The sequence below is a fragment of the Thalassobacillus pellis genome (assembly GCF_016908295.1).
GTDB lineage: Bacteria > Bacillota > Bacilli > Bacillales > Halobacillaceae > Thalassobacillus > Thalassobacillus pellis.
This window is the reverse complement of the sequence record NZ_JAFBDO010000002.1, coordinates 692449-718987: the sequence shown is the minus strand read 5'-3', so window position 1 is coordinate 718987 and position 26539 is coordinate 692449. Positions and strand designations below refer to the sequence as shown.

The window sequence follows — 26539 nt, the reverse complement described above, 5'->3', positions numbered from 1 at the left end:
CCTCCCTGCATCAGGTAGCTGACAGATTACTTTTTATTAAAGCCTTTATTCCTGACATGATCGGTGACATCCATACGGATCGTATTCTGAAAACGACGTTTCATCTGGTCAGTCCATGTATCCTGACGGCTGTTTTCAGACCGACGGGCATAATATTCCTGAATTTGATCATCAAATTTATCGAGCACATCTCTGTCCAATTTATATTCGTTCTCCATATAAACAGCATCAAGCGGGAGTCTAGGTTTCTTTTCTGATTTATGGGCAGGATGACCGATTGCCATGCCAAACAGCGGAATGACGTGGCGAGGCAGATTCAACAGCTCATCCACCCGGGCTATTTGATTGCGGATACTTCCGATATAACAAATGCCAAGCCCCATAGACTCTGCAGCGACAGCAGCATTCTGGGCAGCAAGGGAAGCATCGATCGCTGAGACGAGGAAATGCTCACTATTTTCAAGGTTATCGAGCATGTTCTCATATTCTTCCTGGGTAGCTTTTTCTGTGACACGATGGAAATCTGCACAGAAAATCAGAAAGTGCCCGTTTTCTTTTACATAGCTTTGGCCGGTAATCTCACTGAGTTCAGCTTTTTTCTTTTCATCCGTAATGCCAAAGATGGTGTAGGCCATCATATAGCTGGACGTCGCTGCCTGCTGGGCGCTTTGTATGATGGTCTCAATTTCTTCCCTGGTCAATTTTTCAGAAGTGAATTTTCGGATGGAGCGGTGGTTCTGCAACAATTCAATTATAGGGTTCATTATCCATATCTCCTTTAAAATCAATGCTTCAATACATAATATTACCCTACCATATTAGGGACTTTCCATTGAAATAAGAGGCTTGTACATGAAAAAACTAAAGCACCTTGTTCACCCCCGACCAGCTTAAGCCTTGCGTCGTCGTGACGCTTTTTGTCACAGAGAGGTCTGGCTTAAGACATCGAGGGGAGAGGCGCTAGAACTGGATGCGACAGAAGCTAAAAGCACCTCAGCCTTCCATTTTTAATCTCGTTGAAATTAAAAAAGCGCCCATTAGGATGGACGCTTTTGTTTATTACAAGTTTTTCGGGTGATCCGTTTCGTGCTGGGCACCTCGTTCCAGGTAATCCTGTTCCAGGGTTTCTTTGTCCTTTCTGTTCATCGTCGCATCATCCATATCTTTATTGCTTCTTTTCTCTACATATAACGCGATGGCGATGAGGATGGCAAGGGGAACTAAAAAATATAACCAAATCATATCCAACCCTCCTTGCTTTAGTTTGGTATTCAAATTCCCGCTTTATTCAATGGATAATCCTTTGTGACAAAAGAGAGGGAGATGGAAGGGGGTTTAGTGACAAAGACGTGTTCTTTGTTATCCGTCTGTAAACAAGGGTGGGTCAATTTGCCTATGTGTTTTATACCGAATGAGTGATATAATAAACCTTCACCATTTTACTAAATTCTTTGGACTCCAAGACAGGGCATCCTCAATCGGGATGCCCTGTTTTTATTTGCATTGCTGGAAAAGTAATGTTTTTCATGGCAATGACCGATCCGGAGATGAATATATTAGAAAACCGATATAAAGCCTTTATATTGCCGAAAATGTTTCCCCTGAATAACAAACGAATATTATATGCTGCTAATGTATTGCTCTTCATTTAATTACTCCTACTGATTCAGTTATAGGTTAAAACTCTACCTTAACCCTCCTGCTTTTCTTCAGAAAAGTTTTGTGAAAGATTATTAACATCGTGTAACTCCACTTTAGCCGTAGAAAATTCATTATTGCTGATAACAAGCGTGTAAGTGGAAAAAATCCATATCATTGAAAGCGCTTTTTGCTATAATAAGAGTAACTAAAAAGGAGCGTGATGTTTTATGAGCAAATTTCACACAATCAGCAGTCTTGTCAACTTAGTTTTTGGAGAGCATACAGGAGGATATAATAGCTGAATACCTCCTGATGAATTGGAGGAATTTTATTGGAAAATTGGACATGGAACAGCCTGGGCTTGCAGGATTTTTTTGCAAACCAGACAGCCGTAGACGAAATTTACGGTCGGGTGATCAAGGCAGGGAGCGGGCATTATTTGATTCAGACTCCTGAAAAACTGTATGACGGGCAAGTATCTGGAAAGTTTCACTTCCATTCGGCAGACCCCCGGGATTATCCTTGCGTCGGTGACTGGGTAATATTCACACCACTTACAGGAGAAGACAAGGCAGTTATTAACCGAATTCTCGATCGGAAAACGATTCTTATGAGACATGCCGCAGGTGATAATACGAAAGAACAGCTGATGGCTGCCAATGTTGATGTTGTGTTTCTTGTCAACGCACTTGATAAGGATTTCAATTTAAGACGGATGGAACGCTATTTGATGCAAGTTTATGAAAGCGGTGCAAAACCTGTTTTTATCCTTACTAAAGCTGACTTGGCTGAAGAAGTACAGGATAAAGTGAAACTGGTGGAAGCGATAGCGCCAGGGGTAGCCGTATATGCCATCGATTCACTCAGTGGTAGCGGAGTGGATGAAATCAAAAAAGAATTGATAGAAGGACAAACGATTTCCCTGATAGGTTCATCCGGAGCAGGAAAATCAACTCTGATCAATCTTCTTACCGGAAGAGAGCTGCAAAAAACACAGGAAGTCAGGGCGTCCGATCAGAAAGGGAAACATACGACTACCCATCGGGAAATGTTTTTGTTGCCCGAGGGACCAGCTATCATTGATACACCGGGAATGCGTGAATTGCAGCTGTGGGGAGATTCCGATACAGTCGATATGGCTTTTTCTGATATTGATGCTTTAAGCGAAAACTGTAAATTCAGGGACTGTAAGCATGGCAGTGAGCCAGGTTGTGCAGTAAACGAAGCGATTGAAAAAGGGGTACTTACCTCAGAGCGGCTGAAAAATTACCGGAAGATGCTTCGGGAAGTTGAGCGGCTGGACTTAAAAGAAAAATATGGAGCTCATAAAACAAACCGTATGTTGTATGGGCCAAAAGGAATCAGATGAATAACAATAAGACGGGCTGGGGATTATTCCCAGCCCGTCTTATGTTGACTTTTTACAGGAAACCCGGCTAAGCTTCCCATTCCTCCCGTAAAATACCCATGCGGATCGAATCATAATGCTTTCCTTCATAAATCCGGCATTTACGCATTCTGCCTTCAAGCTTCATACCTAATTTTTCCGCAACACGCATCATCCGTTGATTTCTTGACCACGTTGTCAGTCCGACTCTTGCCAGGGGAAGCTGTTGGAATAAATGCGTAATCCATAAGGATAGTGCTTCTGTGCCGTAGCCACCGCTCCAATATTCCGGACGATAGATACCGATGCCTACTTCCAACCATAAAGACGGTTTATGTTCCCAATAGTAACTGACGGTTCCAATGATTACATCGTCCACTTCAATAATCAGGCGAGAGTCCGGTTCATTCTCCGGAAGGCGTTCTATTCTCGCCCGCTCATAACTGCGATAGCTTTCCAGCGTATGGGGTTCTAACGGGTAATAGGGGGCATCCCATTTTTTCCATTCTGGTTCCTGTTCCCCATAAATAAGCTTCCATAAATATGGATGGTCTTCTTCCTTGATACTCCGTAAAATCACTTTTTCCCCGGGTATATAGGTCATCCTGTTCAGTTTTATCACAGTCATCCCCCTTAATATGGTGGTCCTTACTAATATGGTATCACAAAAGGAACTCTAATTACCGGTTGGAGAAGGGGAGTAGTATGTTTTTTGCAGACCGGCTTTGGGTAATATAAAAGAAGTCTTACATAACTAGCGCTCAAAGTAAGGAAGGATAATTATGTACAGGGTCACCGCAGTGACAAAAGCAAATGAAATACTTACAGATATCCCGCTCGAGCAGCTGCAAGCCCACGAAATCCAATGGTATTGGGTGGATTTTGAAAATCCAGATGAAAATGAAATTGATCTGTTGGACAGTTATTTCCAGTTCCATCCGCTTGCAATCGAGGACTGTATCCATGACCTGCAGCGGCCAAAGCTCGATTATTATGAAGATCACACCTTTTTTGTCATCCACTCGATTGATGCAAATACTCTTCACAAGCTGGAAATAGACATTTTTCTCGGTGAGGACTTTATTGTCACCTTTCACAAACAGCAAATGCGTTCGATGGAGCACGTAAGACAACTTCTGAAGCGGAGCAAGGAGCTTAATGCATGGGAAGAATATTACGTCCTTCATCAAATACTGGATTCTGTTGTTGATAACTATTTTCCAATCGTGTATGAAATTGAAGACCATATCAATGAAATTGAGGACAACACACAGAATTTATCGATGGACAGACTGCTTGAGCAATTATTCGACCGCCGGAGCGAACTGCTCCTGATGCGGCAAACCGTCCATCCAATGCGTGATCTGCTGTATCGTATTCTCAATTCTCACCATTTAGATGGAGTGAAGGAGCAGAAAGAGTATTTCGCAGATATTCATGACCATTTGATAAAAGTGGCCGAAATCATTGCCTCTAACCGGGAAATGACCCAGGACATCCGCGACAGTTATATGTCGTTGAATTCACACGAAACGAACCGGACAATGCAGATATTGACAGTCATCTCCGTTATTTTCATGCCTTTAACATTCATTGTCGGCGTGTACGGAATGAATTTTAACTATATGCCCGAACTCGATGAACGTTACGCATATTTCGTAGTTTGGACTGTGATGGTAATTATAGCAGTGTCCATGTTTTTCTGGTTCAAGCGAAAAGGCTGGTTCGATTGATACGTGGCTGTTAGCTGGCAAAAAAAGATATTATGGAACACCTCAAAAACTATAGTAAGACCAGGCTGTCGAGAAAGTCTCGGCAGCTTTTTTATGCTCGTTTCCTCGCACCCTTATTTTTCATCTTGGAGGTCAGCCATTTTTCACTTTATGAAAGTTCAACTTTGTTAAAGGATTAAAGTATAAGAAAAACCAGGGCATTCGCTATAAGAACTTGGCGACAAGCCAAGTTTTTCTAATGGGCGGCCCCCGGCTATCTATAGATGGAGTAACCATTCAGACCAAAGACTGAAGCCTAATCACTCCTATGACTGTTATGGAAAACATGGATTCTTCCTATAATGAAAACATGATAAACAAACGGAGGGAACAAGGATGCTTCGACTTAGAAAATGGCTCGGTCAGCTTAAGGAAAATCCACATCGGAACGCATGGCTTGAAATGCAAAAAAGGTATTACTAAAACCAACGAATCGAGGGTGAATATTCATGGACTTTAACGAATTCGAACAGGCAAAAGAAGTGGAATCCAGACGTCCCAGATAGTAAATAGTGATGGATGCCCATGGCGAAAAGGCCATGGGTATTTTTTTACCTTAAGAAAATTTAAATTTGTTAAAGGATTAAAGTATAAGTAAAACGAAGGCTTTCGCCATAAGGACTTGGCGAAAAGCCAAATTTTTCTAAGGTTCTTCTCCACTTAGGTTAGTATCATTCAGATACCCTGTCGCATAAAATTTCTTAGGGGGGAAAGCCATGAATAGCTGGTTCTATATTGTCATTCTCATCATAATGGTCTTATTCGTCAGTATGTCCATCTCCTTAAGAAAAGCGAACGCTGAAAAGCAGAGCCATGATCTTTCCATGGCAGCAGTGATGCTCGCTTCTCTTTATATAAGCACACTTGTCTACCTGCTTCAGTCTTCTTTGCTATTGAGTGTGCTGGCAGGTCTCATAACTGCTGCTTTGATCAGTGTATTGGTAGGTTTCCGGGATGATCTCCAGTGGCCGGCGATCGTCCATGGGTTGATGGCATCCTTGATGGCAGTCATGATCGTGCCTATGCTTGGGGTGGAGGAAACGGCTCAATTTATGGACGTTTTATCACTCATAACTTTTCTCTGGGTGCTTGGCTGGATATTCTATACGCAGCCGAAACGTAGTCCTTACTATAAAAGGCTGTTTCTATATGCTTTTCTGGTTACATTATTTTATCAATTTCTGACGTATATAACCTGGCCGATGTAAATAAAGGGAAATAGAAAACCCACGGAATATATTTTTCCGTGGGTCTATCATTATTTTTTTAAGATGTCGTGGTCTACATAACGTTTTCCTTCCAATTCACTGATGATATTGATGGCAATGCTTGCGCCATGACCTGCTGTGATGATCGTATGGACACTTACTCCGGCAACGGTTCCGGCAGCCCAGATACTCTTCTTATCTGTACGGCCGTTCTCATCTGTTTCAATCACTTTTGCAACGCGTGGTTCGCTTCCTTCTTTCGTCTTCAGACCGATTTCTTCCGCGAGTTTGACGGACATGCCTGTAGCAAACAGCACGTGTTTTGCCTCAAAGCTGCCATTTTCCGTCTGTAAAACAAAATGATCGCCAGCTTCCTCGATGCTTGTCACTTCCTCGTCCTTTAACTCAGCACCGAAATCGACAGCTTGCTGTTGTCCTTTTTTCAAGAGTTCTGGCCCTTCGATTTCTTTTACACCATAATGATTTTCAACCCATGCCTTTGCCGTGATGCTTTTGCCGTGATCGAACAACAGAGTGCTTTTACCTGCTTTTGCTGCGAATATTCCCGCGCTTGCTCCTGCAGGTCCAGCTCCAATGATCGCAATATCGTACATCAACATCTCTCCTTTATAAAAAATAACTCACTAACAATTATACCCAATCGAGGTACTTAAAGAAAATTATCACGCTTATGAGATTTATAGATTGCAATCTATCAGAAAAAGGAGTACGATTTATTTCGCAAAGCGAAATAGTTAAAGGGGGCGATGTGATGGAAACGGAAGAAAAACAGCTCGAGATCCCGAATCCGAAGGGACTGCTCGCTTCATTGTGTATGGTATTGATGTTTTCCGTCATGAATGGAACGATGTTTAATATCGCTATTCCTGATATAGCGGCGACCTATCAATTGATGCCCTCTGAGGTGAGCTGGGTAATGACCGGCTATATCATGGTATATTCAGTCGGAGCTTTGATGTATGGAAAGCTCGCAGACTATTATCCTTATAAAACGCTCATCACGTTTGGCATGACAATTTTCACATTAGGGTCTTTGTTCGGCTTTTTCGCCCAAAATTATGCAATGGTACTAGTTGCAAGAGTCATTCAGGCGCTCGGCGGATCAATGATTCCTGCGTTAGTTTTCCTGGCACCGATGCGTTATTTTCCGAAAACGAGGGGGAAAGTACTCGGGATCATCTCATCTGTGATGGCTTTCGCCTCCGGAGTCGGTCCAATAGCGGGAGGCTTCATTGCTGGCTTTCTCGATTGGCGTTATCTGTTTCTATCCTCTGCATTGATTATCGTCACACTTCCATTTCTCAGGCATAATCTGCCGCAAGAAACAAAAAGAGAAGGGTATATTGATTATCCAGGTGCCGTATTCATCGCTGGTGTTATTGCAACGCTCCTTCTCGGAATAACCCTCGGTAAACCTTGGCTATTTCTTGTGACAGGTCTGTTTTTGGTTCTTAATTTCTATCGGATGAAAATGGTCGAAAAGCCATTCATTCCACCACACCTTTTCAAAGATAGAAAATATCGGACAACCATCATTACAAGCTTTCTCGGCATTACATGCTTGTTCGGAATGATGTTCATGCTGCCGATCATGCTTCGTGATGTTTATGGGCTAAGCACGATGGCGATTGGATTTGTCCTGTTTCCCGGTGCTCTAAGTGCTGCGATTATCGGCCAGAAAGGCGGATCCCTGGTCGATACAAAAGGGAATGTATTTGTTTTGTATTTGGCGATGGTTTTGCTAGCCGCAGGGTTCTTTTTATTATCAGGTGTCATCGGTACCAGCGTCATCCTATTGAGTGCTGCAGTCATTGTTGCCTATATGAGTTTCCCGCTGGTACAGGCCTCGACAGCGGATATATTGGCAAATCTTCTGGATAACAGCGAGACAGGCGTGGGAATGGGTGTTTTCAATTTGATGAACTTTGTTTCCGGTGCGTTGAGCGGGGCAGTCATCGGTAAGATTCTCGATGTCTATCATCCTGTCCATCCGGTGAATCCAATCGCTTATGAAGGTGAGACATCGGTGTACAGCAATGTTTTTCTCGGTTTCAGCATCATCATTTTGCTCTCTTTTATCCAGTTTCATATATTCTACAAAAAAAGAAGACAAAAAAAGCAGCTTGCCAATCAAATGTATGGATAAAAATAGCGAAACCCGCTCTAATTGATTAGAGCGGGTTTCGCCAGGTAAAGATGGAGAAAAGGATGATTTATATGATAATCCTCCAAAAGAGGAATTATCTTTTTATAATAACGGACCTACAACATAATTAATTAAAAACCATAAAATTCCGAAAAAGATAATCAAATAAGTAATATACTTGATTGCTGCGACCCCAACTTTGCTGGAGTCCGATTTCTTCTCTTTTCTCTCCACTTCGACTTCACGATTGTCTGCCATGTACGCCACCTCCTCCTTTAGACTACGATAGAAATATTATCTTCGTGGGAAGCGGTATATTTAATCCTCTGAGCCGATTGTTCAACTCGCTTGTTCCAGATATGTTCAAGCTTTTGATAGGCGTACTCGACATTTTCTCCGTCTATGATCATTTTCATAGGTTTGGTTGTATCAGCTAATAGAAAAAAGGATAATAGCTTCGGAAGGTTGCTGGAATCAGCAATCAGATGATCTTGATTTAAATAGACCTCGTAATCATTTTTAGAAACAAATTTATTAATAGCGATAATTTCAGAAGTAGTTAATGATTGGTTAAGCTGTATGTGATAAGATGTCAATTCCCTCAAATTCATCACCTCAAAAGTAAGTAGTTGTTGATAAAAAAATACCCCGGCCTCATCTCTATGAAACCTAATTCCTGCTAATTAGTCCAATGTGCCTATGTGAGAGGGTTTCTCTATCCAGGTGATTTATTCCCACACCATCTTTTTTAAAAAGCATAGAATGAAACAAGCAGTCTGCCGGATCATTTTCCTTAAGGGAATTGGTTATTCCTGGTATGAAGGAGGAGGGGGTTTCGGTTGCTGTGATTTGGGCAAAATGGTATATTAGGTGTTAAAAAATCAACGGAGGGAAGCATATGTCAAAGGTAAAATTAGTAGATATATTCAAGCATCGAGTGACACAGAAATATTTACAGCGTTCTGGTGTCAATCATGCTGTTACAGTCGCATATAATGCATTTGACCTTGCCGTTGAGCAGAACGTGGATGTCAATTTAGCAGTCAAGGCGGCATTGCTGCATGATATGGGACATTATGAATGGTACAGGGATGGAAAGTGGGATTATGACGAATATCGTCGTCATGACATCCATGCCATTAAAGGAGCAGAACGTGCGCATAAACTGTTGATCAGGTTGGGAGAAGACCGACTGGCAGCTAAAGAAGTCTCCTTAGCTATTCTGCTTCACACGGACAGTTACCTGCCTTTTGACTTAAAAGGTAAGCGGACAGCGCTCCAGCGAGTTGTTACTGAAGCAGATAATATGGATGAACAGCCGAAAGGTCTTCATCATTATAAAGAAATGGAAAAATCAGAAGCAATTAAACTATTGCGAAAGCTTGATAAAAAAATAGCAGCATTGGATTCAATTGACGAGGATGAAAAAATCAGCAGTTAAGCTACGTAAACACAGGTAAAAAAGCCTGTATATTAATAGCTTAAGAAATTTCTCAAGGGTATTTTATCCTGAAATTCCAAAAAATGCTTTACATTCTGTTCACAATTGGATATACTTTGCTTTGAAAGTAAAATAATTCAGAAAGCGAGGTCGAATAAATATGAAATACGCAATGACTAAAGCCTATCAACTAAATAGCTATAACGATTCGACCTGTGCTTGTGCTGCCAACTAGAGAGTTAATATTCTGACATTTTTCATATTGCGCATATAAACCACAGGTCAATCATAGGATTGATTTGTGGTTTTTTTAATGATTACTTCCATAGCACCACTCGTGTACCCATTAAAGGGAGAGGTATGCCTGTAGGAAGTGAGGAAAAAACCACAGTCAAACACACTGTGGTTTTTTTTCATGCCTGTGAATTTACACAGCCCGTCACGGCGAGGCTTGTCTTAAGCTGGTCGGGGGGTGAACAAGGCGCTTGCGCTTTTGATCATCCAGCTCCAGCGCCTACCCCCTCGAGGTCTTAAGACAATCCTCTCTGTGACACAGCCCGTCACGGCGAGGCTTGTCTTAAGCTGGTCGGGGGTGAACAAGGCGCTTGCGCTTTTGATTTAGGCGGCTGTCTATTTTGTTCGTGTTTAAGAGGATCGTCGTATCCTTTTTGCAAATACATCATACGTTAAGGAGGTGAGCTCATGACGCTGCAGTTTTTTATTTTTACCATCCATATCAGCAGACGCGAAAAGTCAATATCGAATAAAAATCGGAAATACATTCGGACACCAGAGGAAGAGTGGTTCGACCGGAAAATGATGTATCTGTCAAGAATGTAAAAAATGTAAGAAAGGATGAGAGCAGAATGATAATCATTTCTCAGGCAGCGTGGAGAATCACAAAAGAACATTGGATTTGAAACCTTCGTGGGAAGGGGGGAGTTTACATGAAACTGAACATGTTGTTTTTTATTATGACCATTGAAAAGCGGTCACAGAAAGAGCGTAATCAACAATCAAGGAAGTATCGTAAGATAAAACAGCTTATCAATGAATCGAAATGGAAACACCATCAATTATAAATAAGAAAGGATGAGGATCAATGATGATAAAAGCGATGATTGTCGAATGGATGACCGTGGAGAAAGATACCGATTAGCAATGCTCCAAGCAGGAAGGAGGAAGAAAATTGAGACTGAACCTGCTTATTTTTACCATTCATATTGAAAAGCTATCAAGGGAAGAACGTCATAAACAGGCGATGAAGCATAAAGCGATCCAAAAGCGTCTGGAAGAAGTAAAGTTGAAACATATAAATCTTTGATTTTAATAAAAGTATAAGGAAAGGAATGATGGGCAATGTTGAAAATGACAAAATTATTGGCTTGGTTAAATATGGAGAAAGATAGCGCTTAGCGGAATTTTTGGAGCGAAGGAGGATTCTGGGATGAAACTGAATGTACTGTTATTTCATATATCTATCGAAAAACAATCAGAAGAAGTACGCACAAAGCAGTCATTAAAATATCAACAAGTAAAAAAACATATTGAAAGTATACGTTTGAAGCATTCCCAGCTTTAATCGTATAGAATTTGGTGGATTTCATTTATCGCCTCATTCATGGAAAAACACCTTTAAGGAAATTAATTTTCTTAAAGGTGTTTTTTCTTTTTCTCAGAGGAGCAACTTTATATTGATCAATGAGGTTATTTAAATGTGAAAATCTTGAGAAAGCAACCGTGCTTTGCAATAATTGGTCTGTAAGCAAAGCCGACAGTTTATAAAAAGCTGCGATAACATCAATCGGAAATGAATAGGTGATACTTATGAAATTAAAAGGAGTGATTATGGTCTTATTGGGTGCTGCGAGTTTTGGGTTCACACCTATATTCGTAAAAAGCGCTTTTCATTCTGGATATTCACTTGGACAGATTAATATCACTCAAATGCTCATTGCGCTTGTTTTATTAGGGATAATGTACTTAGCGAAAGGGTTACATATAAGGGAATTGACCAAAAGTAATCTTGTCAAGATCATAGCAACAGGTACTACAGTAGGGTTGACGAGCATCTTTTATTACGGTGCCATGCAGTATTTATCAGCTTCCCTGGCAATCATTCTGTTATTTCAATTCGTTTGGATTGGAATGATATATGAATGGATTTTCCATAAAATTCGACCTTCAGGCATAAATATCGTCTCCATGGTAGTAACATTAACAGGGGTTTTGTTTGCATCTAATATTATGGAAGAAAAAATTGTTGATCTTCCTGCCCTAGGGCTCCTGCTTGGGCTGTTAGCTGGTGTAACTTATGCGGGTTTCATATTTTTTAGTGGTCAGGTAGCGGTAACAACCCATCCGATCGTGCGCAGCTTTTGGATGGTATCCGGCTCGTTGGTCCTTGTGCTGATCGTATTCTCGAGAGATGTTCAAACTCTGTTTCCATTTGAACTTTCTCTCTGGTTGTTCGGTGCAAGTCTTGCCCTGGTGGGGGCGGTCATTCCACCATTGTTCTTTGCAATCGGTGCTCCGTTAATCTCGGGGAGACTTGCCAATGTATTAAGTTCGGTTGAATTACCCGTAGCCATCGTATCTGCTATGCTCATTCTTTCTGAATCGGTCACCTTTTTGCAGTGGTTTGGGATTATGTTGATTGTGGCAGCTATCATCATTAATGAGCTGGGAGCCACCGTAATACGCCGCAGTAAAGAATACTAAGTATGTTTCTTCCTGAAAATTAAGATTATTGGCAGCAGAAAAAGACCGGAATCTCCCACGATAGGAAGTTCCGGTCTTTATTTTTTGTGGCTATCTTAAAAAAAGCTCGGTATATCACTTTCAGCTGTGGGATAAGCCCATAAAACCCGTTTCAGGTCGCTTTTAGTCAAGCCATGCTCAATAGCAAGAGTGAACACGTTGACCAGGTGATCCGCTTTACTGGAGATAAAATGCGCGCCGAGAATTTCCTCTGTATATGGTTTAAGTATCAATTTTACGTAAGCGCCAGGTTCCTTTGTCCGTTTGTAAGTGAAGTATTCCGTAATGGATTTTGATGAAGTTTCATAAGGGATTTCCTGGTCCTTTGCCTGCCGCTGGGTCAGACCAACCGATGCCAGCTTCGGATAGGTGAACACGACAGATGGGACAGCTTTACGGAACGGCTCCTGGTTTTTTCCGTGAAGCATATGATCAAGGAGCCGTCCGGCTTCTTCTCCTGCAGTGGGTGTGAGTGCAGGCAGGCCGCTATCGGAACAATCTCCTGCAGCATAAATATGGGGCTGGGAAACGGACTGATGGTTGTCGTTGACACGAACCCCTTTTTTTGAATATTCAATTCCTGCCTCATCAAGCCTTAGTCCTTCCAGGTTAGGAGATCTTCCGGCGCCATGCACGACCATATCTGCTTTCAGTTCGTGGCTATGGTTGAATTTTTTCACATCTATCTTGTAGCCGTTGTCCAATTTTGTTATCTTAGTCACTTCCGTATCGTTATGGATATCGACACCCAGATCTTTAGTGTGCTCAGCAAGCTTGTTGGCCATTTCGTAATCATATCCTTCCAGCACATATCTGCCCCGATGGACAATGATCACTTTTTTACCGAGTCTTGCTGCAAGATGAGCGAATTCGAAGCTGATATACCCTCCGCCTACAAACAAGATCCGATCAGGAAGTTGATATAATTCGAAAAATTGGTCACTTGTTACTAAATGCTCTGCCCCTTCAATAGGAAGGTCAGCGGGTTTGGCACCAGTGGCAATAACGAAATGTCTTGCAGTAATATTTTCTTCTCCAATCTGGAGTGTATGTGGATCAGTGAAAGAAGCTTGTCCATGAAACGTGTGGATGCCTTGATCTCTGAATTTCTTCTCGGTCGCTTCCGGGATGGGGTCAGTAAATGATTTGGTAAATTCCTTCAGATCCGTCCAGCTAAGCATCAAATTTCCATTGATCCCCTGGCCTCTCACTCTTTTGGCATCGTCATAAATAGCACTGATTCCTGTCATGACTTTTTTTGGATCACAGCCACGCTGCGGACAGGTACCGCCAAAGGACCGTTCGTCTACGATGGCTACTTCCAGGCCTTCCTTCTGTGCTTTTGTTGCTACCGTACTTCCGGCTACTCCTGTTCCAATCACTATCAAATCATATGTAGTATTCACTTCTTTTTTGCCTCCTTACATGTATCTTTCCTTCATCATACCCTATCAGCATACTTGAAAAACAGTCATACCGTCCTTAGAACAGCTCGCATTCACTCAGCTTCCTGTGAATGTGTCCTTTGAACTATAAAATTGTTAAATAGCTTATTAGTAAAAATTTTAAACTTAATATGCAAAAAAGTTCACGGATTTGACCCGTATTGGACGTGTCGAACCGTGTATGTTTGTTATAATTCTTGTAGAAGATAGAAAACTTTTACATTAAATAATGACCGATTCTTAAAAACAAATGCAGAAAGGAAGTTGATCGTTGAAATTTGACCGGAAACCAATACCAGTAACCGAAGCAGTCGATAAGGTAATGTCCTGTAAGTACCCAGGCGGGGTAGAGGAGATATCGATTGATGACTGCGAGGAGCGAATATTGGCAGAGAACCTCACAGCATCTCATCCCATTCCTCCCTTTGATAAGTCCCCTTACGATGGATTTGCTTTCAGGTCTCAAGATACGCGGGAGGCTGGAACCGATAATCCTGTCACCTTCCGAGTGATTGAGCAGGTCGGTGCTGGCCATCAGGCAAGTCGGGCTGTCAAAGAGGGGGAAGCGGTCCGGTTGATGACCGGAGCGGAAATCCCTGAAGGTGCCGACTGTGTCGCGATGTTTGAAGTTTGTCAGACTGAAGAGCGTGATGGGGGCGAATGGATGACGATCAAGCGACAGATGAAAGAAGACCAGAATATCATCAAGAAAAGTTCGGAAACTTCCCAAGGTGAAGTCCTGGTTGAAAAAGGAACACCTATCAATCCGGGTGTTAAGGCGTTACTTGCTACTTTCGGCTATCCAACAGTGAAAGTTGGTAAGAAACCGATTATCGGACTGTTTGCAACCGGTACTGAACTCTTGGAAGTCGAGGAAGAGCTGCAGCCGGGTAAAATCCGCAATTCGAATGCTTATATGATTGCGGCCCAGATTAAGCGCGCCGGAGGCATCGTCCGATATTATGGAAAATTGGAAGATGACTTTGATACATGTTATCAGGCAGTCTCAAGTGCCCTGGAAGAAGTCGATGCCTTGATTACTACAGGTGGCGTTTCGGTTGGGGACTTTGACCTTATGCCAGAGATATATGAGAAACTGCAGGCAGAAGTCCTGTTTAATAAAATAGCAATGCGGCCAGGAAGCGTGACAACGGTTGCTGAAAAAGAAGGCAAGCTTTTATTTGGACTATCCGGAAACCCTTCTGCTTGCTATGTCGGCTTTGAATTGTTCGCTTTTCCGATCATTCGCGGATTTTCCGGAGCTGCACACCCTTTCCATAAGAAAATTGATGCCACACTCGGAGCTGATTTTCCTAAACCAAACCCGTTCACCCGGTTTGTTAGAGGTTTTGTCCATTATGGGGATGGGAACGTGTATGTTAGTCCTGCCGGAATGGATAAATCGGCTGTCGTAACCTCTCTTGCTGCGTCAGATGCACTGATCATGCTTCCGGGAGGAACAAGAGGGTTTGAAAAAGGTGACCCGGTCACAGCAATATTGCTTGAAGATCCAAAAGGTCAGGCATTGTTTTAATCGCTCTCTGTGGAGAGTCAAGGAGTTGGTTTTAAATGACAGAAACACAATATATCAAAGATCAGTATAAGCGTCCGATGAAGGATTTACGGATTTCCGTTATCGACCAATGTAATTTCCGCTGTACTTACTGCATGCCGGCAGAGATTTTCGGAGAAGATTATCGTTTTCTTCCATTCAACGAATTATTGAGCTTTGATGAAATTGTCCGCCTGGCAGAAATTTTTGCGAAGCTTGGAACGGAAAAGATTCGAATTACTGGCGGCGAGCCGCTCATGAGGAAAAACCTTGATCAGCTGATCGCCCGCCTTTACGAGATAGATGGTATCAACGATATTGCGATTACAACCAATGGTGTATTTTTAGTGAAACAGGCAAAAAAATTGAAAGCAGCCGGCTTAGATCGTGTTAATTTGAGCCTGGACGCAATTGAAGACGAAGTTTTCAAGGAAATTAACGGCCGAAACGTAAATACAAAGCCGGTATTGAAAGGTATCGAAGCTGCTCTTGATGCCGGTCTTAAAGTGAAGATTAATATGGTTGTCAAAAAAGGAATGAATGACAGTCAGATCCTTCCAATGGCGCGGCATTTCAAAGGGACAGGCGTCATTTTGCGGTTCATTGAGTTCATGGATGTCGGGAACCATAACGGCTGGAACATGGATACCGTCATTTCCAAACAGGAGATTATTGATAGGATTCATGCAGAAATGCCGCTTGAGCCTGCTGACCATAACTATTACGGAGAAGTTGCTGACCGGTTCCGTTACCTGGATGGCGAAGGTGAAATCGGCGTCATTTCTTCCGTGACAGAGTCCTTTTGCAGCAGCTGTACCAGAATCAGGCTGTCAGCCGACGGGAAATTGTATACATGTTTATTTGCCACTTCTGGCTTTGATATTAAAACACACCTGCGCCAGCATGCCAGTGACCATGAACTGACACTGGAACTGATTAAGCTGTGGAGCGGTAGAAAGGACCGTTACTCCGATGAACGGGCAGAGGGTAAGCCGCTGAAGAAAGAAAAAATTGAAATGTCCTATATCGGTGGCTAGTAACGAGCTTTCGAAAAAGACTGTGTGACAGCAAAAAGCCAGGAAGAAATTGATTTTTCTTCCTGGTTTTTATAATCAAATACGTTTTGGGAGCAGTTCCGTTTACTTTTGCCGAAAGAGCAACTCTCCTCTATAATGAACCTATATACATAAGTCGGGAGTGAATGGCATGAAAACGTTCAAACTCGTTTCCTTGGATCTCGTCGAAGAAAAAAAGGAGGACATTACTCAGCGAAGGATAAAACTGATTGATGGCCTGATCATTAATAGGGAAGATGATAAAGGAAGATGGGTAGTAGAAGCATATGTGGATAAAAGTTATCAGGAATTTTTTGAGAATTACATGAACAATGAGGATGACCTTCTTATCCAGGTTAAAATCACCAAACAGAGTAATCAGCCGGCAACACTGATGGTCAAAACAATTGACACCAATCTGATCGGCGATAATATGAATGTCATTTTCATGGGAACGATTGTAGACAGAAGGCAGGATCAAATAGAAAAAACATTGAAGCTTCTGATTGAAGAAGGCTACCAGGGAGATGAGCTTCTGGAAGAATTCAAGAAAAGAGGCAGTTCCTCAGAAAAATGATTTCCGTAAATAAGCTGTCCATCCAGATGACTGACTGGATGGCGGCTTTTTATGTTGTCCCGCAAAACGCTTACCTTTTGTCACATCCAGCTTCAGCGCCTACCACTGATCCTCAATGTGGGAAAAAACGTCAATCCGTTCCCCGGCATAACTATGTCGGCGCTTCTTAAGCTTTTGCTATTTCCTCACTTTTTTTAAACAAGAATGGGATATCAGCGTTTACACTGCTATAATGGATGAAGGTCTATTTGGGAAAAATATGTCGAGTTCTCCCTAAATCTCGTATAAAACCAGGTAATTTGCCGTAAGAAGGAGAAAAAAACATGTATATGAGAAACCGAAGCTTAAGATGGGTGGATAAATTATCCCCGTTTAAGTTGATTGCTCTTTTTTATCTGGGGGCAGTCACGATAGCATCGATTCTGCTGGGACTTCCAGTTGCTCACCAGGCGGGAGTGGATCTTTCATTTATAAATATATTATTCACGGCAGTCAGCGCTGTCAGTGTTACAGGTTTGTCTGTCATTAACATATCAGATACATTCAGTACGACAGGAATTATATTATTAGCCTTTGTTCTCCAGCTGGGCGGGATTGGTGTCATGAGTCTTGGTACAGCTGTATGGCTCCTTCTTGGAAAAAAAATCGGCTTGAAGGAACGCCGGCTTATCATGACTGATCAAAACCAGACTTCCTTCCAGGGGGTAGTCAAACTGATCCGTGAAATCATTCTGGTCGTTTTGCTCATCGAATTTATCGGTTTTCTTGTATTAGGTACGTACTTTCTCCAGTACTTCCCTGCGGGAGAAGCATATCTGCAAGGTTTCTTCGGGGCAATCAGTGCGATGACTAACGGCGGGTTCGACATTACAGGTCAGTCTCTTATCCCTTATAAGGATGATTATTTCGTCCAGTTTATCAATATGCTATTAATCATCGCCGGGGCGATTGGATTCCCGGTATTGATTGAAGTAAAAGAATATTTATTCGCGCCTTCCTATGAAAACAGGGTCAAACGTTTTTCTCTATTTGCTAAATTGACGAGCTTTACCTTCTTTGCTCTTGTTATTTTAGGGATGGTCTTCATTTTTATTTTTGAAATCAATAATTTTTTCGCAGACAAGTCATGGCATGAAATATTCTTCTACGCGCTATTCCAGTCGGTGACGACAAGAAGTGGCGGGCTTGCCACTATGGATGTCACTCAGCTTACCGAACAGACGCGGTTATTCATGTCATCTTTAATGTTCATTGGTGCTTCTCCCAGCAGTGTTGGGGGTGGGATTCGGACGACCACATTCGCACTAGTGGTGATTTTCGTACTCACTTATGCAAGAGGCCAGAACCATATCAGAATTTTTGGAAGACAAATTCATGACGATGACCTTATCAAAGCGGTGGTTGTGACTATAATGGCTGTAATGACCTGCTTTTCTGCTGTGTTGATATTGACCATTACAGAGCCCTTCACATTGAACCAGTTGTTATTTGAAGTCACTTCTGCTTTCGGCACAGTCGGTTTGTCGACAGGGATAACCTCAGATCTGTCTACGATAGGCAAATTGATCATCATGATATTGATGTTCATTGGAAGAATCGGTATCCTTACATTTCTATTTACATTGAAAAAAGAAAAGAAAAAGACAGGTAACTACGAATACCCTAAAGAACGAATTATCATTGGTTGAGAGGGATAAAAACCACGCAAATCAAAAAAAGCGCACTCCGTTAAAGAGTAGCGCTTTTTTTTGGTGGCCCACAATCAATATTAGCAGTAGAATGCAGCACCTACGATGATGAGCAAAATAAACAACACGACGATCAAGGCGAAGTTATTGCCATAAGCGCCTCCTCGGTATCTACATCCACCGTAGCCGTAAGGACTATATCCGTACATACAAGCTCACCTCCTCGGTCGGTACATTACACTATATGCGACCGGGGGTTTCGTGTATGGTCATTCACCCAGATGGAAAAGTTTTAATCCGTCCTATAAGCACTGTCATGGGTTGGGTGGCTGAAATTTTTTCTTTTGGCAACATAATTTTCTTCCATTAATTTTCGATTGAAGGATGTATTCCAGCCGATATCGTTCGTCTCGTGAACCCATTCCGGTCCTGCCATCACAGCTGGATCAATTTCTTCACTCCAATGATTCAACGGCGAATTCATGGAATCGTAATAGCTGTCACCGATCGTCACTCCATAAGGATTGACAAAAGTACTTTGCCGCTTATTTCCATCCATTACGGGAGCATTGATCTGATGAGGGAATGAGTCGAGTTCATTGGTTTGATAATCATCATTTTGTCTCTGCATGATGCATTCCTCCTTACCCATAGCATTTCCAGGTGGTTACGATTTATGAATAAGCAGCATGCATCCCTTGTAAGAATTGAACATGGTTAGCACCCGGAGGATACACAGCGATCATCAGAGAAGGAGTAGGTTCCACGTCACCTGTACTTAAATACGTTTCGATTTGGAATGGCAGGTGTTCGAGCATGGTATGCTTAAACAGGTCTTTTTTAGTAAAGTCAAACGTGCTGAAATCCATTCCATCCCATAATTCATTGTAAATCGTTTTCTTTCTGTCGAGCGAAAATGCCTCACGATTCCAGCCTTTACGTGGTTTCTGCTTGAAATTCTGGTAGTAATCGAGATGCATGAAACCTTCTGTCATGGCAGCATGTTCCGGCTTAACCTCCAATATGTACTGATGGAGGCGGCGGAACAGATCAGTGAGCTGATGACCAATTTTATTCCATTGCTGCTCATGCCAGTAACTTCCGAAGTCTTGGAAAAAGTCGAACGGAGAATCAAAAACATGTTCCATCAGGTATTCGATAGTATGGTCCATGAAATGCTTGTTCCAGAACTTTTCCAATATATCTTCCACTTGTTTGATCCGTGTCACTTCTTCAAAGGACAGAACATTGTTCTCCAGCATTTCGTAAGGGGCATGGTCCATGTATTTATACCCCCATTTATCGGCTTCGATCCGAAGCCCGGTTCCGCGCAGCATTTTCAAAAAGCCGAGCTGAAGCTCTTCCGGACGGAGGGCAAATACATCGTTAAAGGTTTTGCGGAAGGACTGATAATCCTCTTCCGGCAGGCCGGCGATCAAATCAAGATGCTGAATGACCTTTCCGCCGTCCTTCACCATAGTCACCGTTCTTGTCAGCTTATTGAAATTCTGCCGGCGTTTGATCAGTTTATTCGTATGGTCATTCGTTGACTGGACACCTACTTCAAAGCGGAATAAACCTTCCGGGGCATGTTCATTGATGAATTCCAACACTTCCGGCCGCATAATGTCTGCGGTAATCTCGAATTGGAAAACTGTTCCCGGCCGATGATTTTTAATAATGAAATCAAACATTTCGAGCGCGTACTTCCGGTTAATATTAAAAGTACGATCCAAAAATTTGATGGTTTTTGCCCCGTGATCCATCAGGAATGTCAATTCTTCCTTCATTCTAACGATATCAAAGTAACGGACACCGAATTCGATGCTTGACAGGCAGAATTGACAGGTAAACGGGCATCCTCTGCTTGTCTCGACGTAGCTGATGCGCTGGGATAAGTAAGGCAAGTCTTCTTCAAACCGGAACGGGGATGGAATCTCATCTAACGAAATTTTTGGAGCAGGGACCGTTTGCATCACTTTACCATTCTTACGATACATCAAACCCGGGATATCATTCAGGTTCGTGTTATTTTCAATGGCACCAAGAAGCTTTTGAAATGTAGCTTCCCCTTCGCCCTGAACGATGATATCAACATCGGGAAGGCGATCCATCCAGTAATTACTGTCATAGCTCACCTCAGGGCCGCCAAGGACAATCAATGTATCAGGCAGCGTTTTTTTTAAGATGGAGATGACAGGAATGGTTTCTTCAATGTTCCATATATAACAGCTGAAACCGATCACATCTGGTTTTTCAGCATAGATGGCAGAGGCTATATCAATTGGTGGTTCATGAATAGTGAATTCCTTGATGTCCAGGTCATATTTTGGGCGTGCATAGGCTTTCAAATAACGCAAAGCAAGACTGGTGTGAATGTATTTAGCATTCAGGGTCGATACAATCGTCTTCATCTGGTCACTCCTATATGTAAGCTTTTCTAAATTTTAACATAGCTGCCAATTCATTATACCAGAATTCATAGCTCTTTCCGCAGCATGATCATATCGCGGCATGGAATGCCATTTTCATATAATAGTTCGGGGTAATGATCGGTGAAAAAGTCTTTCTTTATATATTTCATCTCAAAACCACAGGATTGGTATAAATATAACTGGCTGATGCTGGAATTTCCAGTACCTATCCATACCAAACGACAGCCACATTGTTTAAGTAAGGTAAAGGAATGATTAAGTAAAACTCTTCCGTATCCTTTTCCTTGTTCCTCTTCGCGGATGGCAATGTTCACAATTTCTGCTTCATGGTCTTTTATCGCCTTCCAAACCAGTACCCCGACCAACGTGTTATTAAGATAAAAGCCATATAGTTTTCCCATACTTAAATACTTCTTTACCATTTCCCGGGAAGGATCAGCCAGTAAAAGAAGCTTCCATACTTCCTCACTTGGCGTATGTATTTCTTTCAGTTCCATTTATGCACCTGCTTTCTAAGCTTATAGGTATGAAAGTTGAAATTGAAGTAATATATTTGGTAAGAGGAGGATGATGCATGTGATTATCCATAAGCCGGTAACATATCAAGAAGGAAGTCTGCTGTTTAACGCCGGGAAAGAAAAACTCTTACTAAACAAAAGTACAATTGTCCCGGGAGAATTTGCAGTTATAACGAAAAGTACCGTTTACAGGGGAAGAATACTTACACCCGTAAAAAATAGACTGACCATTTATTATGGGGAGGAGAATAAGCCGGCTTGGAAAGAAATTAATTTGTCTATCCCGCCTGATGGGGAAGCATCCTTCCAGATTTTGAACACGTTTGATGATAGAAAAATCTTCGTGAAAGCCCGCTATGGAGATGCCTATCCTGCACTGGAAGCTGGAGCTGCAACAGAGCCCATCAATCTTTTTGTGCCAATGGATGTTGTCATTGATGCTGACGATGGCGAAAAAATCAACATGACCTTGCATTATGTTTCCCAGCCAAACCAGGCAGGCATCTTACTTGTCGCAGAAACAGTAAGTTATTTCCTGATGATCACGTACCATCGAACCACAATTTAATACTCATAGCGATGACCGCAAGCACCAAAATAACCCGGATAAAGCCCTCTCCTTTTTTCATAGCTGTCTGGGCACCGATATATGCACCAAGGCTCATGCCAAGTGCAAGCGAAATACCATATCCCCAGGCAACCTGGTCATGGATGATAAAAACGATCAGCGAAGCGACCGTATAAACAGCAACAATCAGCAATTTTAAACTGTTGATATGCACCAGATTATGACTGGTCATAATACTGAGGGCTGCAATAATCACAAAACCAACCCCCGCTTGAATGAAACCGCCATACAATCCCACGAGAAAGAATGCTGCAAGCAGGATACATTGATGAAGAAATTTCGGGAGTTGTTTTTTCTTAGTCAAGTATTGATGTGGTTTAAAAAGGATAATGACCAGTACGACTAACATGACAATCGATAAGGTTTTGTTGAAGCTTTCCTCTGAGATATCAACTGCAAGGTTTGCTCCAATTATAGAGCCAATAACAGCAGGGATGGCGAGGTAAAGCCCTTGTTTCCAGTGGAAAATACCTTTCGCACGGAAAGACTGGATGGCCGTCAAGTTTTGTGCCATGATTGCGATCCGGTTCGTTCCGTTTGCCACAGGGGAGGGGAGTCCAATAAAAATGAGCATAGGAAGGGTGAGGAGTGATCCGCCACCCGCCATTACGTTGATGAACCCTGCAGCTAATCCTACAGCAAATACATAAATCAGTGATAACAGTTCCATAAGTGACCCTTTCTTCCTTAAAAAAGTATGGTGTTATTATAGCAAATTTAACGAAGCTGCGACCATGATGACGGTTACCCGGGATGTTCTGTCATCCATCCTCTGTGGTAAAATAGGAATCTAAAAAGAAAACATAGGAAAGGAAGTTAACATATGAAAAAATTTGTTCCAAGTATTCCTTCCATATTTTTTCTACTCATCATTTTTGTTATCAGTGTGGAGGAATATTACCCTGATATGGTACTTAAGAACATATCAACGGGGTTCTTCTTCTTTGGCTCTTTGACGATAGCGGTGGCTTTAACTTTTATTATAAGAAGGAAACATGGGGGGATGGAAAGAGGAGAGAAACTGCCTAACAGGGTGTTCATACTGCCCCTTGTTGTTTTCTATACTATTCTTAATGTAATGAATATCAATAAGGAAACGCCGTTTTCTTTTGATACTCTTATGTATTGGTTTCTCGTCGCTATAACCATTTATTTAGCTGTAAAAAAATTTCGTTCAGTCGTACTTTAAGTGATTTGAATAAGAATAAAAAAGGAACCCTCCACTTCTTCGGAAGGTTCCATATTCGTAGACTTTCACTAAGCGATGGCTGTTTCTGTGCGTTCTTCCTTAGGATTCATTTTTTTACCGGTAGTGTGGCGAAGGAATGGAAGCACCCAGCGGTCGAGACCAAATCTGGCAGCGTTATAGCCAGCTGCAGCAATCAGGACACCGATCAGTACCATTTGTGGGTTTGTGCTTGTTGTGCCACTGAATAAGAAGGCAAAGTTCATGGCGAGTCCCATAAGTACTGCGAAATTAGTAAAGACTCCTAAGATGAGAGCTGCACCGACAAGAATTTCTCCCCACATTACCATAAACGTGAACAGTTCAGCATTCGGAAGAGCAACACCTTCCAGGAAAGCTGCCCACCAGCCTTGTACAGCTGGATGATCACCAGCAGCTTTGCCAATCGCCCCCTGGATAAATCCTCCAGCATCAAAGCCGCCAGCTAATTTTCCAAGCCCGGCAGTCAGCCAAGTATAACCAAGATAAACGCGTAAGACAGTCAGCAGTGCAGCAACCACATTGTTTTCCCTTAAGAAAGTATTAATCATAAGTTCCATCTCCCTTTTTAATATGCTCACTATTTCACAAGATGTTGTAAAAGTAACCCCGCTGGTTCGGATAAACCTGAGATCATCTTCTACACTTACATCATATCACTTTTTTATAGAAGAGGAACGACATTGCTCACTATTTCACAATTTAGCAACAAAGTTATGGCTTTCTTGTGAACGACTAATGACATCATGTTATGGGTAGGAGTAAAAAGGGAACGATGGATATAATAAGCTGGAAAATAGGCTGTCAGATAAGTCACGTAAACCGGTTAGTGCCGCCTTTTTATCCCTTAAGAAGAATAAATAGTATTTTTTTAATTTTAGTATAGGCGAATAACTGGCATCTTTGCTAAAATAATAATGATGAGGAGGTGGAAGGCATGTGGGACGTGACCTTTTTTCTTATATCATTTTTGATCATTCTTTTAAATATCGGCTATTGTATCTTTGATAACGGATAAGGACAATAGGAATGGCAGCGGTTAAATGCTGTCATCTATCCATGTAGGGATTACTCTACATACCAAAGAGAGGGGCTTCCCTCTCTTTTTTGTCTTCTGTTAAATGAAACATACTGCATCCAAGATATGCATCATTGAGGCCGTAGGAAGATTCACTTTGATACGCGTTACATAGGAGGCTGGCCGTGGGTGCACAAGACCACTCCCCCAAACAATTGAAGGTTTTAAAGGCAGTTGTGAAATGTCCCTTTCACAGCTGCTTTTTTTTACTGTCAGGAAATTATATAAATGGATGGTTGGAAATAACCATTTTGGGATCCTCTCTGTGACAAAGAACGTCACGGCGAGGCTTGGCTTAAGCTTGTCGGGGGTGGACAGGCGCTTGCGCTTTTGTTTCATCCAGCTCCAGCGCCTACCCCCTCGAGGTCTTAAGCCGATCCTCTCTGTGACAAAGAACGTCACGGCGAAGCTTGTCTTAAGCTTGTCGGGGGTGAACAGGCGCTTGCGCTTTTGTTTCATCCAGCTCCAGCGCCTACCCCCTCGAGGTCTTAAGCCGATCCTCTCTGTGACAAAGAACGTCACGGCGAGGCTTGGCTTAAGCTTGTCGGGGGTGGACAGGCGCTTGCGCTTTTGTTTAATCCCATGACACCTTTCTTTTGCTTTGATCGATTATAGGAGTGAAAGGAGGTGATCGACATGGCAGTAACAAGCGTAAGAGTAGATTCGACATTGCAGATGGTGCTTGAAACCGGGCTTGATCAAGATGGTAACGGTATTTACAAAGTGAAGAGCTTCCACAATGTCAAAACGGATGCAACAGATGATCAGCTATTCACGGTAGCAAACGCGTTAAAACCGCTTCAGTCTTATGCCCTTCAGCGTATTGAACGCAGGGACAGCAGCAATCTTCTGAACGCCTAGTCCGTAACAAAGTAAATTAGAAAGGAGGGGTAGTATGAAAAAGTTAGAATTGAAATTTCTCAACCAGGATGGGAAGGTTGTAACTATTGCACTGGATGCACCGGTTGAACCAGTAGACGCTGCGTTGGTAAATACAGCGATGGATACAATCATCACACAAAATTGCTTCATTTCTTCCGGCGGAGATTTGGTCGCTAAGAAAGAAGCACGTATCGTTGAACGGAACGTGCAGGAAATCCAGCTATAACCCATGATGAGGTTGTCCTTTGGGCAGCCTCTTTCTCTATATTCAGTCAGAAAGGAGGAAGAATAAATGGAAGCATGGATGCCATATGTGACAGAGCTCGGTTTTCCTATTGCGGTGACTTTTTATTTGCTGCACCGGATTGAAGGGAAGCTGGATGTGATGATCAATGCATTGCATCATCTACCGGAGAAGTGGGGATCCTGATATAACTGAAAAAAACAGCTGTGAAATATTGCTCACAGCTGTTTTTTCTGTCTTTATTATTACCTTGTCAGTCCCCATTCATTAAAGGGGTAGACCACTAACTCTGTCCTTCCGATAATCTCGCTTTCTTTGATAAAACCAAGTCCATTACGACTATCTTTACTTATCGAGCGGTTATCCCCCATAACGAAATAGTGATCTTCAGGTACTTTGATTGGACCATAATCATATGTGCTTTGTTTGGCAGTCTTTTCGAGATAAGACTGGTCTTTTTGTTTACCGTTGATATATAATTTATGATCGCGGATTTCGACGACATCTCCCGGCATGCCGATTACACGCTTTACATAACTTCTAACCGGCCGGTTGATGATGACGATATCTCCATAAGAAGGTTCATCCACGTAATAAATAATCTTGTTGAACATGACGCGCTCGCCATTCTCTAAGGTCGGGTCCATACTGACACCTTCTACAATGGAAGTTGAGAAAAAGAATGTTCTCAGGATGAATGCAAGCAGCACTGCTATGATAATTGCCTTGATCCATTCCATCCATTCTTTTTTAGTTTCTTCTGTCAAAATGATCTTCCCTTCTGAAGTACGTAATATGAAGAAATTGTACAAGGCCCATAACCCATACATCCCCAT

Annotated in this window: 35 protein-coding genes; 19 read left to right on the top strand and 16 right to left on the bottom strand. The window is 42.2% G+C overall.

Features of this window, described 5'->3' with window-relative positions; translation table 11 throughout:
• Window positions 1-26 precede the first annotated feature (26 nt).
• From nfsA to JOC33_RS09425, 3 genes are all read right to left on the bottom strand, one after another.
• Complete coding sequence (gene nfsA, locus JOC33_RS09435) at window positions 27-764, bottom strand: oxygen-insensitive NADPH nitroreductase (protein ID WP_205092236.1); 738 nt, start codon at window positions 762-764, stop codon at window positions 27-29.
• Window positions 765-1059: 295 nt separating this feature from the next.
• Window positions 1060-1242, bottom strand: a complete 183-nt coding sequence (locus JOC33_RS09430) for a hypothetical protein (protein WP_205092235.1) — start codon at window positions 1240-1242, stop codon at window positions 1060-1062.
• Between the two features lie 232 nt (window positions 1243-1474).
• Complete coding sequence (locus JOC33_RS09425) at window positions 1475-1648, bottom strand: hypothetical protein (protein WP_205092234.1); 174 nt, start codon at window positions 1646-1648, stop codon at window positions 1475-1477.
• A gap of 324 nt (window positions 1649-1972) precedes the next feature.
• Between JOC33_RS09425 and rsgA the strand changes: the two genes are divergently transcribed.
• Window positions 1973-3010: a ribosome small subunit-dependent GTPase A gene (rsgA, locus tag JOC33_RS09420; protein ID WP_205092233.1), complete on the top strand. Its 1038-nt coding sequence runs from the start codon at window positions 1973-1975 to the stop codon at window positions 3008-3010.
• Window positions 3011-3077: 67 nt separating this feature from the next.
• Here the strand turns inward: rsgA and JOC33_RS09415 are convergent, their stop codons facing one another.
• Window positions 3078-3632 (bottom strand): GNAT family N-acetyltransferase, encoded by a 555-nt coding sequence (locus JOC33_RS09415; RefSeq protein WP_205092485.1) that lies wholly within the window; start codon window positions 3630-3632, stop codon window positions 3078-3080.
• A gap of 178 nt (window positions 3633-3810) precedes the next feature.
• Here JOC33_RS09415 and corA point away from each other — a divergent pair, with 178 nt between their 5' ends.
• Entirely contained in the window at window positions 3811-4761 is a 951-nt protein-coding gene (corA, locus tag JOC33_RS09410) for a magnesium/cobalt transporter CorA (RefSeq protein WP_205092232.1), read from the top strand.
• Window positions 4762-5516: 755 nt separating this feature from the next.
• Window positions 5517-6008, top strand: coding sequence for a hypothetical protein (locus JOC33_RS09405; protein ID WP_205092231.1), 492 nt, complete (start codon window positions 5517-5519; stop codon window positions 6006-6008).
• A 50-nt stretch (window positions 6009-6058) separates the two neighbouring features.
• Here the strand turns inward: JOC33_RS09405 and JOC33_RS09400 are convergent, their stop codons facing one another.
• Window positions 6059-6622, bottom strand: a complete 564-nt coding sequence (locus JOC33_RS09400) for an FAD-dependent oxidoreductase (protein WP_205092230.1) — start codon at window positions 6620-6622, stop codon at window positions 6059-6061.
• Between the two features lie 158 nt (window positions 6623-6780).
• Between JOC33_RS09400 and JOC33_RS09395 the strand changes: the two genes are divergently transcribed.
• The gene (locus JOC33_RS09395) at window positions 6781-8175 is read left to right on the top strand and encodes an MFS transporter (protein ID WP_205092229.1); all 1395 of its coding nucleotides are present in this window, start codon (window positions 6781-6783) and stop codon (window positions 8173-8175) included.
• A 102-nt stretch (window positions 8176-8277) separates the two neighbouring features.
• Here JOC33_RS09395 and JOC33_RS09390 read toward each other — a convergent pair whose 3' ends face one another.
• Complete coding sequence (locus JOC33_RS09390) at window positions 8278-8433, bottom strand: hypothetical protein (protein ID WP_205092228.1); 156 nt, start codon at window positions 8431-8433, stop codon at window positions 8278-8280.
• Between the two features lie 17 nt (window positions 8434-8450).
• The gene (locus tag JOC33_RS09385; RefSeq protein WP_205092227.1) at window positions 8451-8780 is read right to left on the bottom strand and encodes a hypothetical protein; all 330 of its coding nucleotides are present in this window, start codon (window positions 8778-8780) and stop codon (window positions 8451-8453) included.
• A 293-nt stretch (window positions 8781-9073) separates the two neighbouring features.
• On the opposite strand from JOC33_RS09385, the gene JOC33_RS09380 reads away from it, so the two are divergent.
• The 6 genes from JOC33_RS09380 (at window position 9074) to JOC33_RS09370 (ending at window position 12337) form a co-directional block, all read left to right on the top strand.
• Window positions 9074-9616, top strand: coding sequence for an HD domain-containing protein (locus tag JOC33_RS09380; RefSeq protein ID WP_205092226.1), 543 nt, complete (start codon window positions 9074-9076; stop codon window positions 9614-9616).
• Between the two features lie 702 nt (window positions 9617-10318).
• The gene (locus JOC33_RS09375) at window positions 10319-10456 is read left to right on the top strand and encodes a YrzI family small protein (protein ID WP_205092225.1); all 138 of its coding nucleotides are present in this window, start codon (window positions 10319-10321) and stop codon (window positions 10454-10456) included.
• 107 nt (window positions 10457-10563) lie between these two features.
• The gene (locus JOC33_RS20545) at window positions 10564-10698 is read left to right on the top strand and encodes a hypothetical protein (protein WP_275576983.1); all 135 of its coding nucleotides are present in this window, start codon (window positions 10564-10566) and stop codon (window positions 10696-10698) included.
• Between the two features lie 107 nt (window positions 10699-10805).
• Window positions 10806-10940 (top strand): hypothetical protein, encoded by a 135-nt coding sequence (locus JOC33_RS20540; protein ID WP_275576982.1) that lies wholly within the window; start codon window positions 10806-10808, stop codon window positions 10938-10940.
• 123 nt (window positions 10941-11063) lie between these two features.
• Window positions 11064-11198: a hypothetical protein gene (locus JOC33_RS20535; protein WP_275576981.1), complete on the top strand. Its 135-nt coding sequence runs from the start codon at window positions 11064-11066 to the stop codon at window positions 11196-11198.
• A 245-nt stretch (window positions 11199-11443) separates the two neighbouring features.
• Window positions 11444-12337 (top strand): EamA family transporter, encoded by an 894-nt coding sequence (locus JOC33_RS09370; protein ID WP_205092224.1) that lies wholly within the window; start codon window positions 11444-11446, stop codon window positions 12335-12337.
• Window positions 12338-12432: 95 nt separating this feature from the next.
• Here JOC33_RS09370 and JOC33_RS09365 read toward each other — a convergent pair whose 3' ends face one another.
• The gene (locus JOC33_RS09365) at window positions 12433-13782 is read right to left on the bottom strand and encodes an FAD-dependent oxidoreductase (RefSeq protein WP_205092223.1); all 1350 of its coding nucleotides are present in this window, start codon (window positions 13780-13782) and stop codon (window positions 12433-12435) included.
• A 310-nt stretch (window positions 13783-14092) separates the two neighbouring features.
• Here JOC33_RS09365 and JOC33_RS09360 point away from each other — a divergent pair, with 310 nt between their 5' ends.
• From JOC33_RS09360 to JOC33_RS09345, 4 genes are all read left to right on the top strand, one after another.
• Window positions 14093-15355: a molybdopterin molybdotransferase MoeA gene (locus JOC33_RS09360; RefSeq protein WP_205092222.1), complete on the top strand. Its 1263-nt coding sequence runs from the start codon at window positions 14093-14095 to the stop codon at window positions 15353-15355.
• 35 nt (window positions 15356-15390) lie between these two features.
• Window positions 15391-16410: a GTP 3',8-cyclase MoaA gene (gene moaA, locus JOC33_RS09355; RefSeq protein WP_205092221.1), complete on the top strand. Its 1020-nt coding sequence runs from the start codon at window positions 15391-15393 to the stop codon at window positions 16408-16410.
• A gap of 169 nt (window positions 16411-16579) precedes the next feature.
• Window positions 16580-17005, top strand: coding sequence for a YwpF-like family protein (locus JOC33_RS09350; RefSeq protein ID WP_205092220.1), 426 nt, complete (start codon window positions 16580-16582; stop codon window positions 17003-17005).
• 323 nt (window positions 17006-17328) lie between these two features.
• Window positions 17329-18693, top strand: coding sequence for a TrkH family potassium uptake protein (locus JOC33_RS09345; protein ID WP_275576980.1), 1365 nt, complete (start codon window positions 17329-17331; stop codon window positions 18691-18693).
• 80 nt (window positions 18694-18773) lie between these two features.
• On the opposite strand, the gene JOC33_RS09340 is transcribed toward JOC33_RS09345, so the two are convergent.
• The 4 genes from JOC33_RS09340 to JOC33_RS09325 form a co-directional block, all read right to left on the bottom strand.
• On the bottom strand, window positions 18774-18902 hold the full coding sequence (locus JOC33_RS09340) for a YjcZ family sporulation protein (RefSeq protein WP_205092219.1): 129 nt from the start codon (window positions 18900-18902) through the stop codon (window positions 18774-18776).
• Between the two features lie 83 nt (window positions 18903-18985).
• A complete protein-coding gene (locus JOC33_RS09335; protein ID WP_205092218.1) occupies window positions 18986-19324 on the bottom strand; it encodes a DUF3905 domain-containing protein in 339 nt (112 codons plus the stop codon).
• Between the two features lie 43 nt (window positions 19325-19367).
• Window positions 19368-21107: a B12-binding domain-containing radical SAM protein gene (locus tag JOC33_RS09330; protein ID WP_205092217.1), complete on the bottom strand. Its 1740-nt coding sequence runs from the start codon at window positions 21105-21107 to the stop codon at window positions 19368-19370.
• A gap of 65 nt (window positions 21108-21172) precedes the next feature.
• A complete protein-coding gene (locus JOC33_RS09325) occupies window positions 21173-21625 on the bottom strand; it encodes a GNAT family N-acetyltransferase (RefSeq protein WP_205092216.1) in 453 nt (150 codons plus the stop codon).
• A 70-nt stretch (window positions 21626-21695) separates the two neighbouring features.
• On the opposite strand from JOC33_RS09325, the gene JOC33_RS09320 reads away from it, so the two are divergent.
• Window positions 21696-22214, top strand: a complete 519-nt coding sequence (locus tag JOC33_RS09320; protein WP_205092215.1) for a hypothetical protein — start codon at window positions 21696-21698, stop codon at window positions 22212-22214.
• On the opposite strand, the gene JOC33_RS09315 is transcribed toward JOC33_RS09320, so the two are convergent.
• Window positions 22189-22944 (bottom strand): sulfite exporter TauE/SafE family protein, encoded by a 756-nt coding sequence (locus tag JOC33_RS09315; RefSeq protein ID WP_205092214.1) that lies wholly within the window; start codon window positions 22942-22944, stop codon window positions 22189-22191. The two genes, JOC33_RS09320 and JOC33_RS09315, sit on opposite strands and share 26 nt — an antisense overlap.
• 153 nt (window positions 22945-23097) lie before the next feature.
• Between JOC33_RS09315 and JOC33_RS09310 the strand changes: the two genes are divergently transcribed.
• Window positions 23098-23463, top strand: a complete 366-nt coding sequence (locus JOC33_RS09310; RefSeq protein ID WP_205092213.1) for a hypothetical protein — start codon at window positions 23098-23100, stop codon at window positions 23461-23463.
• Between the two features lie 68 nt (window positions 23464-23531).
• Here the strand turns inward: JOC33_RS09310 and JOC33_RS09305 are convergent, their stop codons facing one another.
• The gene (locus JOC33_RS09305; RefSeq protein WP_205092212.1) at window positions 23532-24050 is read right to left on the bottom strand and encodes a DoxX family protein; all 519 of its coding nucleotides are present in this window, start codon (window positions 24048-24050) and stop codon (window positions 23532-23534) included.
• Between the two features lie 566 nt (window positions 24051-24616).
• Window positions 24617-25036: a hypothetical protein gene (locus JOC33_RS09300; protein WP_205092211.1), complete on the bottom strand. Its 420-nt coding sequence runs from the start codon at window positions 25034-25036 to the stop codon at window positions 24617-24619.
• A 177-nt stretch (window positions 25037-25213) separates the two neighbouring features.
• Here JOC33_RS09300 and JOC33_RS09295 point away from each other — a divergent pair, with 177 nt between their 5' ends.
• The 3 genes from JOC33_RS09295 (at window position 25214) to JOC33_RS09285 (ending at window position 25889) form a co-directional block, all read left to right on the top strand.
• Window positions 25214-25438, top strand: coding sequence for a DUF1659 domain-containing protein (locus JOC33_RS09295; protein WP_205092210.1), 225 nt, complete (start codon window positions 25214-25216; stop codon window positions 25436-25438).
• Between the two features lie 34 nt (window positions 25439-25472).
• Window positions 25473-25685, top strand: coding sequence for a DUF2922 domain-containing protein (locus tag JOC33_RS09290; protein ID WP_205092209.1), 213 nt, complete (start codon window positions 25473-25475; stop codon window positions 25683-25685).
• Window positions 25686-25751: 66 nt separating this feature from the next.
• On the top strand, window positions 25752-25889 hold the full coding sequence (locus JOC33_RS09285; RefSeq protein WP_205092208.1) for a YvrJ family protein: 138 nt from the start codon (window positions 25752-25754) through the stop codon (window positions 25887-25889).
• Between the two features lie 59 nt (window positions 25890-25948).
• Here JOC33_RS09285 and lepB read toward each other — a convergent pair whose 3' ends face one another.
• The gene (lepB, locus tag JOC33_RS09280) at window positions 25949-26470 is read right to left on the bottom strand and encodes a signal peptidase I (RefSeq protein WP_205092207.1); all 522 of its coding nucleotides are present in this window, start codon (window positions 26468-26470) and stop codon (window positions 25949-25951) included.
• Window positions 26471-26539 lie beyond the last annotated feature (69 nt).

Coding starts and splice junctions, on each gene's coding strand:
- nfsA (WP_205092236.1), bottom strand. CDS start 764: ATGAACCCTATAATTGAATTGTTGCAGAACCACCGCTCCATCCGAAAA.
- JOC33_RS09430 (WP_205092235.1), bottom strand. CDS start 1,242: ATGATTTGGTTATATTTTTTAGTTCCCCTTGCCATCCTCATCGCCATC.
- JOC33_RS09425 (WP_205092234.1), bottom strand. CDS start 1,648: ATGAAGAGCAATACATTAGCAGCATATAATATTCGTTTGTTATTCAGG.
- JOC33_RS09415 (WP_205092485.1), bottom strand. CDS start 3,632: ATGACCTATATACCCGGGGAAAAAGTGATTTTACGGAGTATCAAGGAA.
- corA (WP_205092232.1), top strand. CDS start 3,811: ATGTACAGGGTCACCGCAGTGACAAAAGCAAATGAAATACTTACAGAT.
- JOC33_RS09405 (WP_205092231.1), top strand. CDS start 5,517: ATGAATAGCTGGTTCTATATTGTCATTCTCATCATAATGGTCTTATTC.
- JOC33_RS09400 (WP_205092230.1), bottom strand. CDS start 6,622: ATGTACGATATTGCGATCATTGGAGCTGGACCTGCAGGAGCAAGCGCG.
- JOC33_RS09395 (WP_205092229.1), top strand. CDS start 6,781: ATGGAAACGGAAGAAAAACAGCTCGAGATCCCGAATCCGAAGGGACTG.
- JOC33_RS09390 (WP_205092228.1), bottom strand. CDS start 8,433: ATGGCAGACAATCGTGAAGTCGAAGTGGAGAGAAAAGAGAAGAAATCG.
- JOC33_RS09380 (WP_205092226.1), top strand. CDS start 9,074: ATGTCAAAGGTAAAATTAGTAGATATATTCAAGCATCGAGTGACACAG.
- JOC33_RS09375 (WP_205092225.1), top strand. CDS start 10,319: ATGACGCTGCAGTTTTTTATTTTTACCATCCATATCAGCAGACGCGAA.
- JOC33_RS20545 (WP_275576983.1), top strand. CDS start 10,564: ATGAAACTGAACATGTTGTTTTTTATTATGACCATTGAAAAGCGGTCA.
- JOC33_RS20535 (WP_275576981.1), top strand. CDS start 11,064: ATGAAACTGAATGTACTGTTATTTCATATATCTATCGAAAAACAATCA.
- JOC33_RS09370 (WP_205092224.1), top strand. CDS start 11,444: ATGAAATTAAAAGGAGTGATTATGGTCTTATTGGGTGCTGCGAGTTTT.
- moaA (WP_205092221.1), top strand. CDS start 15,391: ATGACAGAAACACAATATATCAAAGATCAGTATAAGCGTCCGATGAAG.
- JOC33_RS09350 (WP_205092220.1), top strand. CDS start 16,580: ATGAAAACGTTCAAACTCGTTTCCTTGGATCTCGTCGAAGAAAAAAAG.
- JOC33_RS09345 (WP_275576980.1), top strand. CDS start 17,329: ATGTATATGAGAAACCGAAGCTTAAGATGGGTGGATAAATTATCCCCG.
- JOC33_RS09340 (WP_205092219.1), bottom strand. CDS start 18,902: ATGTACGGATATAGTCCTTACGGCTACGGTGGATGTAGATACCGAGGA.
- JOC33_RS09335 (WP_205092218.1), bottom strand. CDS start 19,324: ATGCAGAGACAAAATGATGATTATCAAACCAATGAACTCGACTCATTC.
- JOC33_RS09330 (WP_205092217.1), bottom strand. CDS start 21,107: ATGAAGACGATTGTATCGACCCTGAATGCTAAATACATTCACACCAGT.
- JOC33_RS09325 (WP_205092216.1), bottom strand. CDS start 21,625: ATGGAACTGAAAGAAATACATACGCCAAGTGAGGAAGTATGGAAGCTT.
- JOC33_RS09320 (WP_205092215.1), top strand. CDS start 21,696: ATGATGCATGTGATTATCCATAAGCCGGTAACATATCAAGAAGGAAGT.
- JOC33_RS09315 (WP_205092214.1), bottom strand. CDS start 22,944: ATGGAACTGTTATCACTGATTTATGTATTTGCTGTAGGATTAGCTGCA.
- JOC33_RS09310 (WP_205092213.1), top strand. CDS start 23,098: ATGAAAAAATTTGTTCCAAGTATTCCTTCCATATTTTTTCTACTCATC.
- JOC33_RS09305 (WP_205092212.1), bottom strand. CDS start 24,050: ATGATTAATACTTTCTTAAGGGAAAACAATGTGGTTGCTGCACTGCTG.
- JOC33_RS09300 (WP_205092211.1), bottom strand. CDS start 25,036: ATGAAACAAAAGCGCAAGCGCCTGTTCACCCCCGACAAGCTTAAGACA.
- JOC33_RS09295 (WP_205092210.1), top strand. CDS start 25,214: ATGGCAGTAACAAGCGTAAGAGTAGATTCGACATTGCAGATGGTGCTT.
- JOC33_RS09290 (WP_205092209.1), top strand. CDS start 25,473: ATGAAAAAGTTAGAATTGAAATTTCTCAACCAGGATGGGAAGGTTGTA.
- JOC33_RS09285 (WP_205092208.1), top strand. CDS start 25,752: ATGGAAGCATGGATGCCATATGTGACAGAGCTCGGTTTTCCTATTGCG.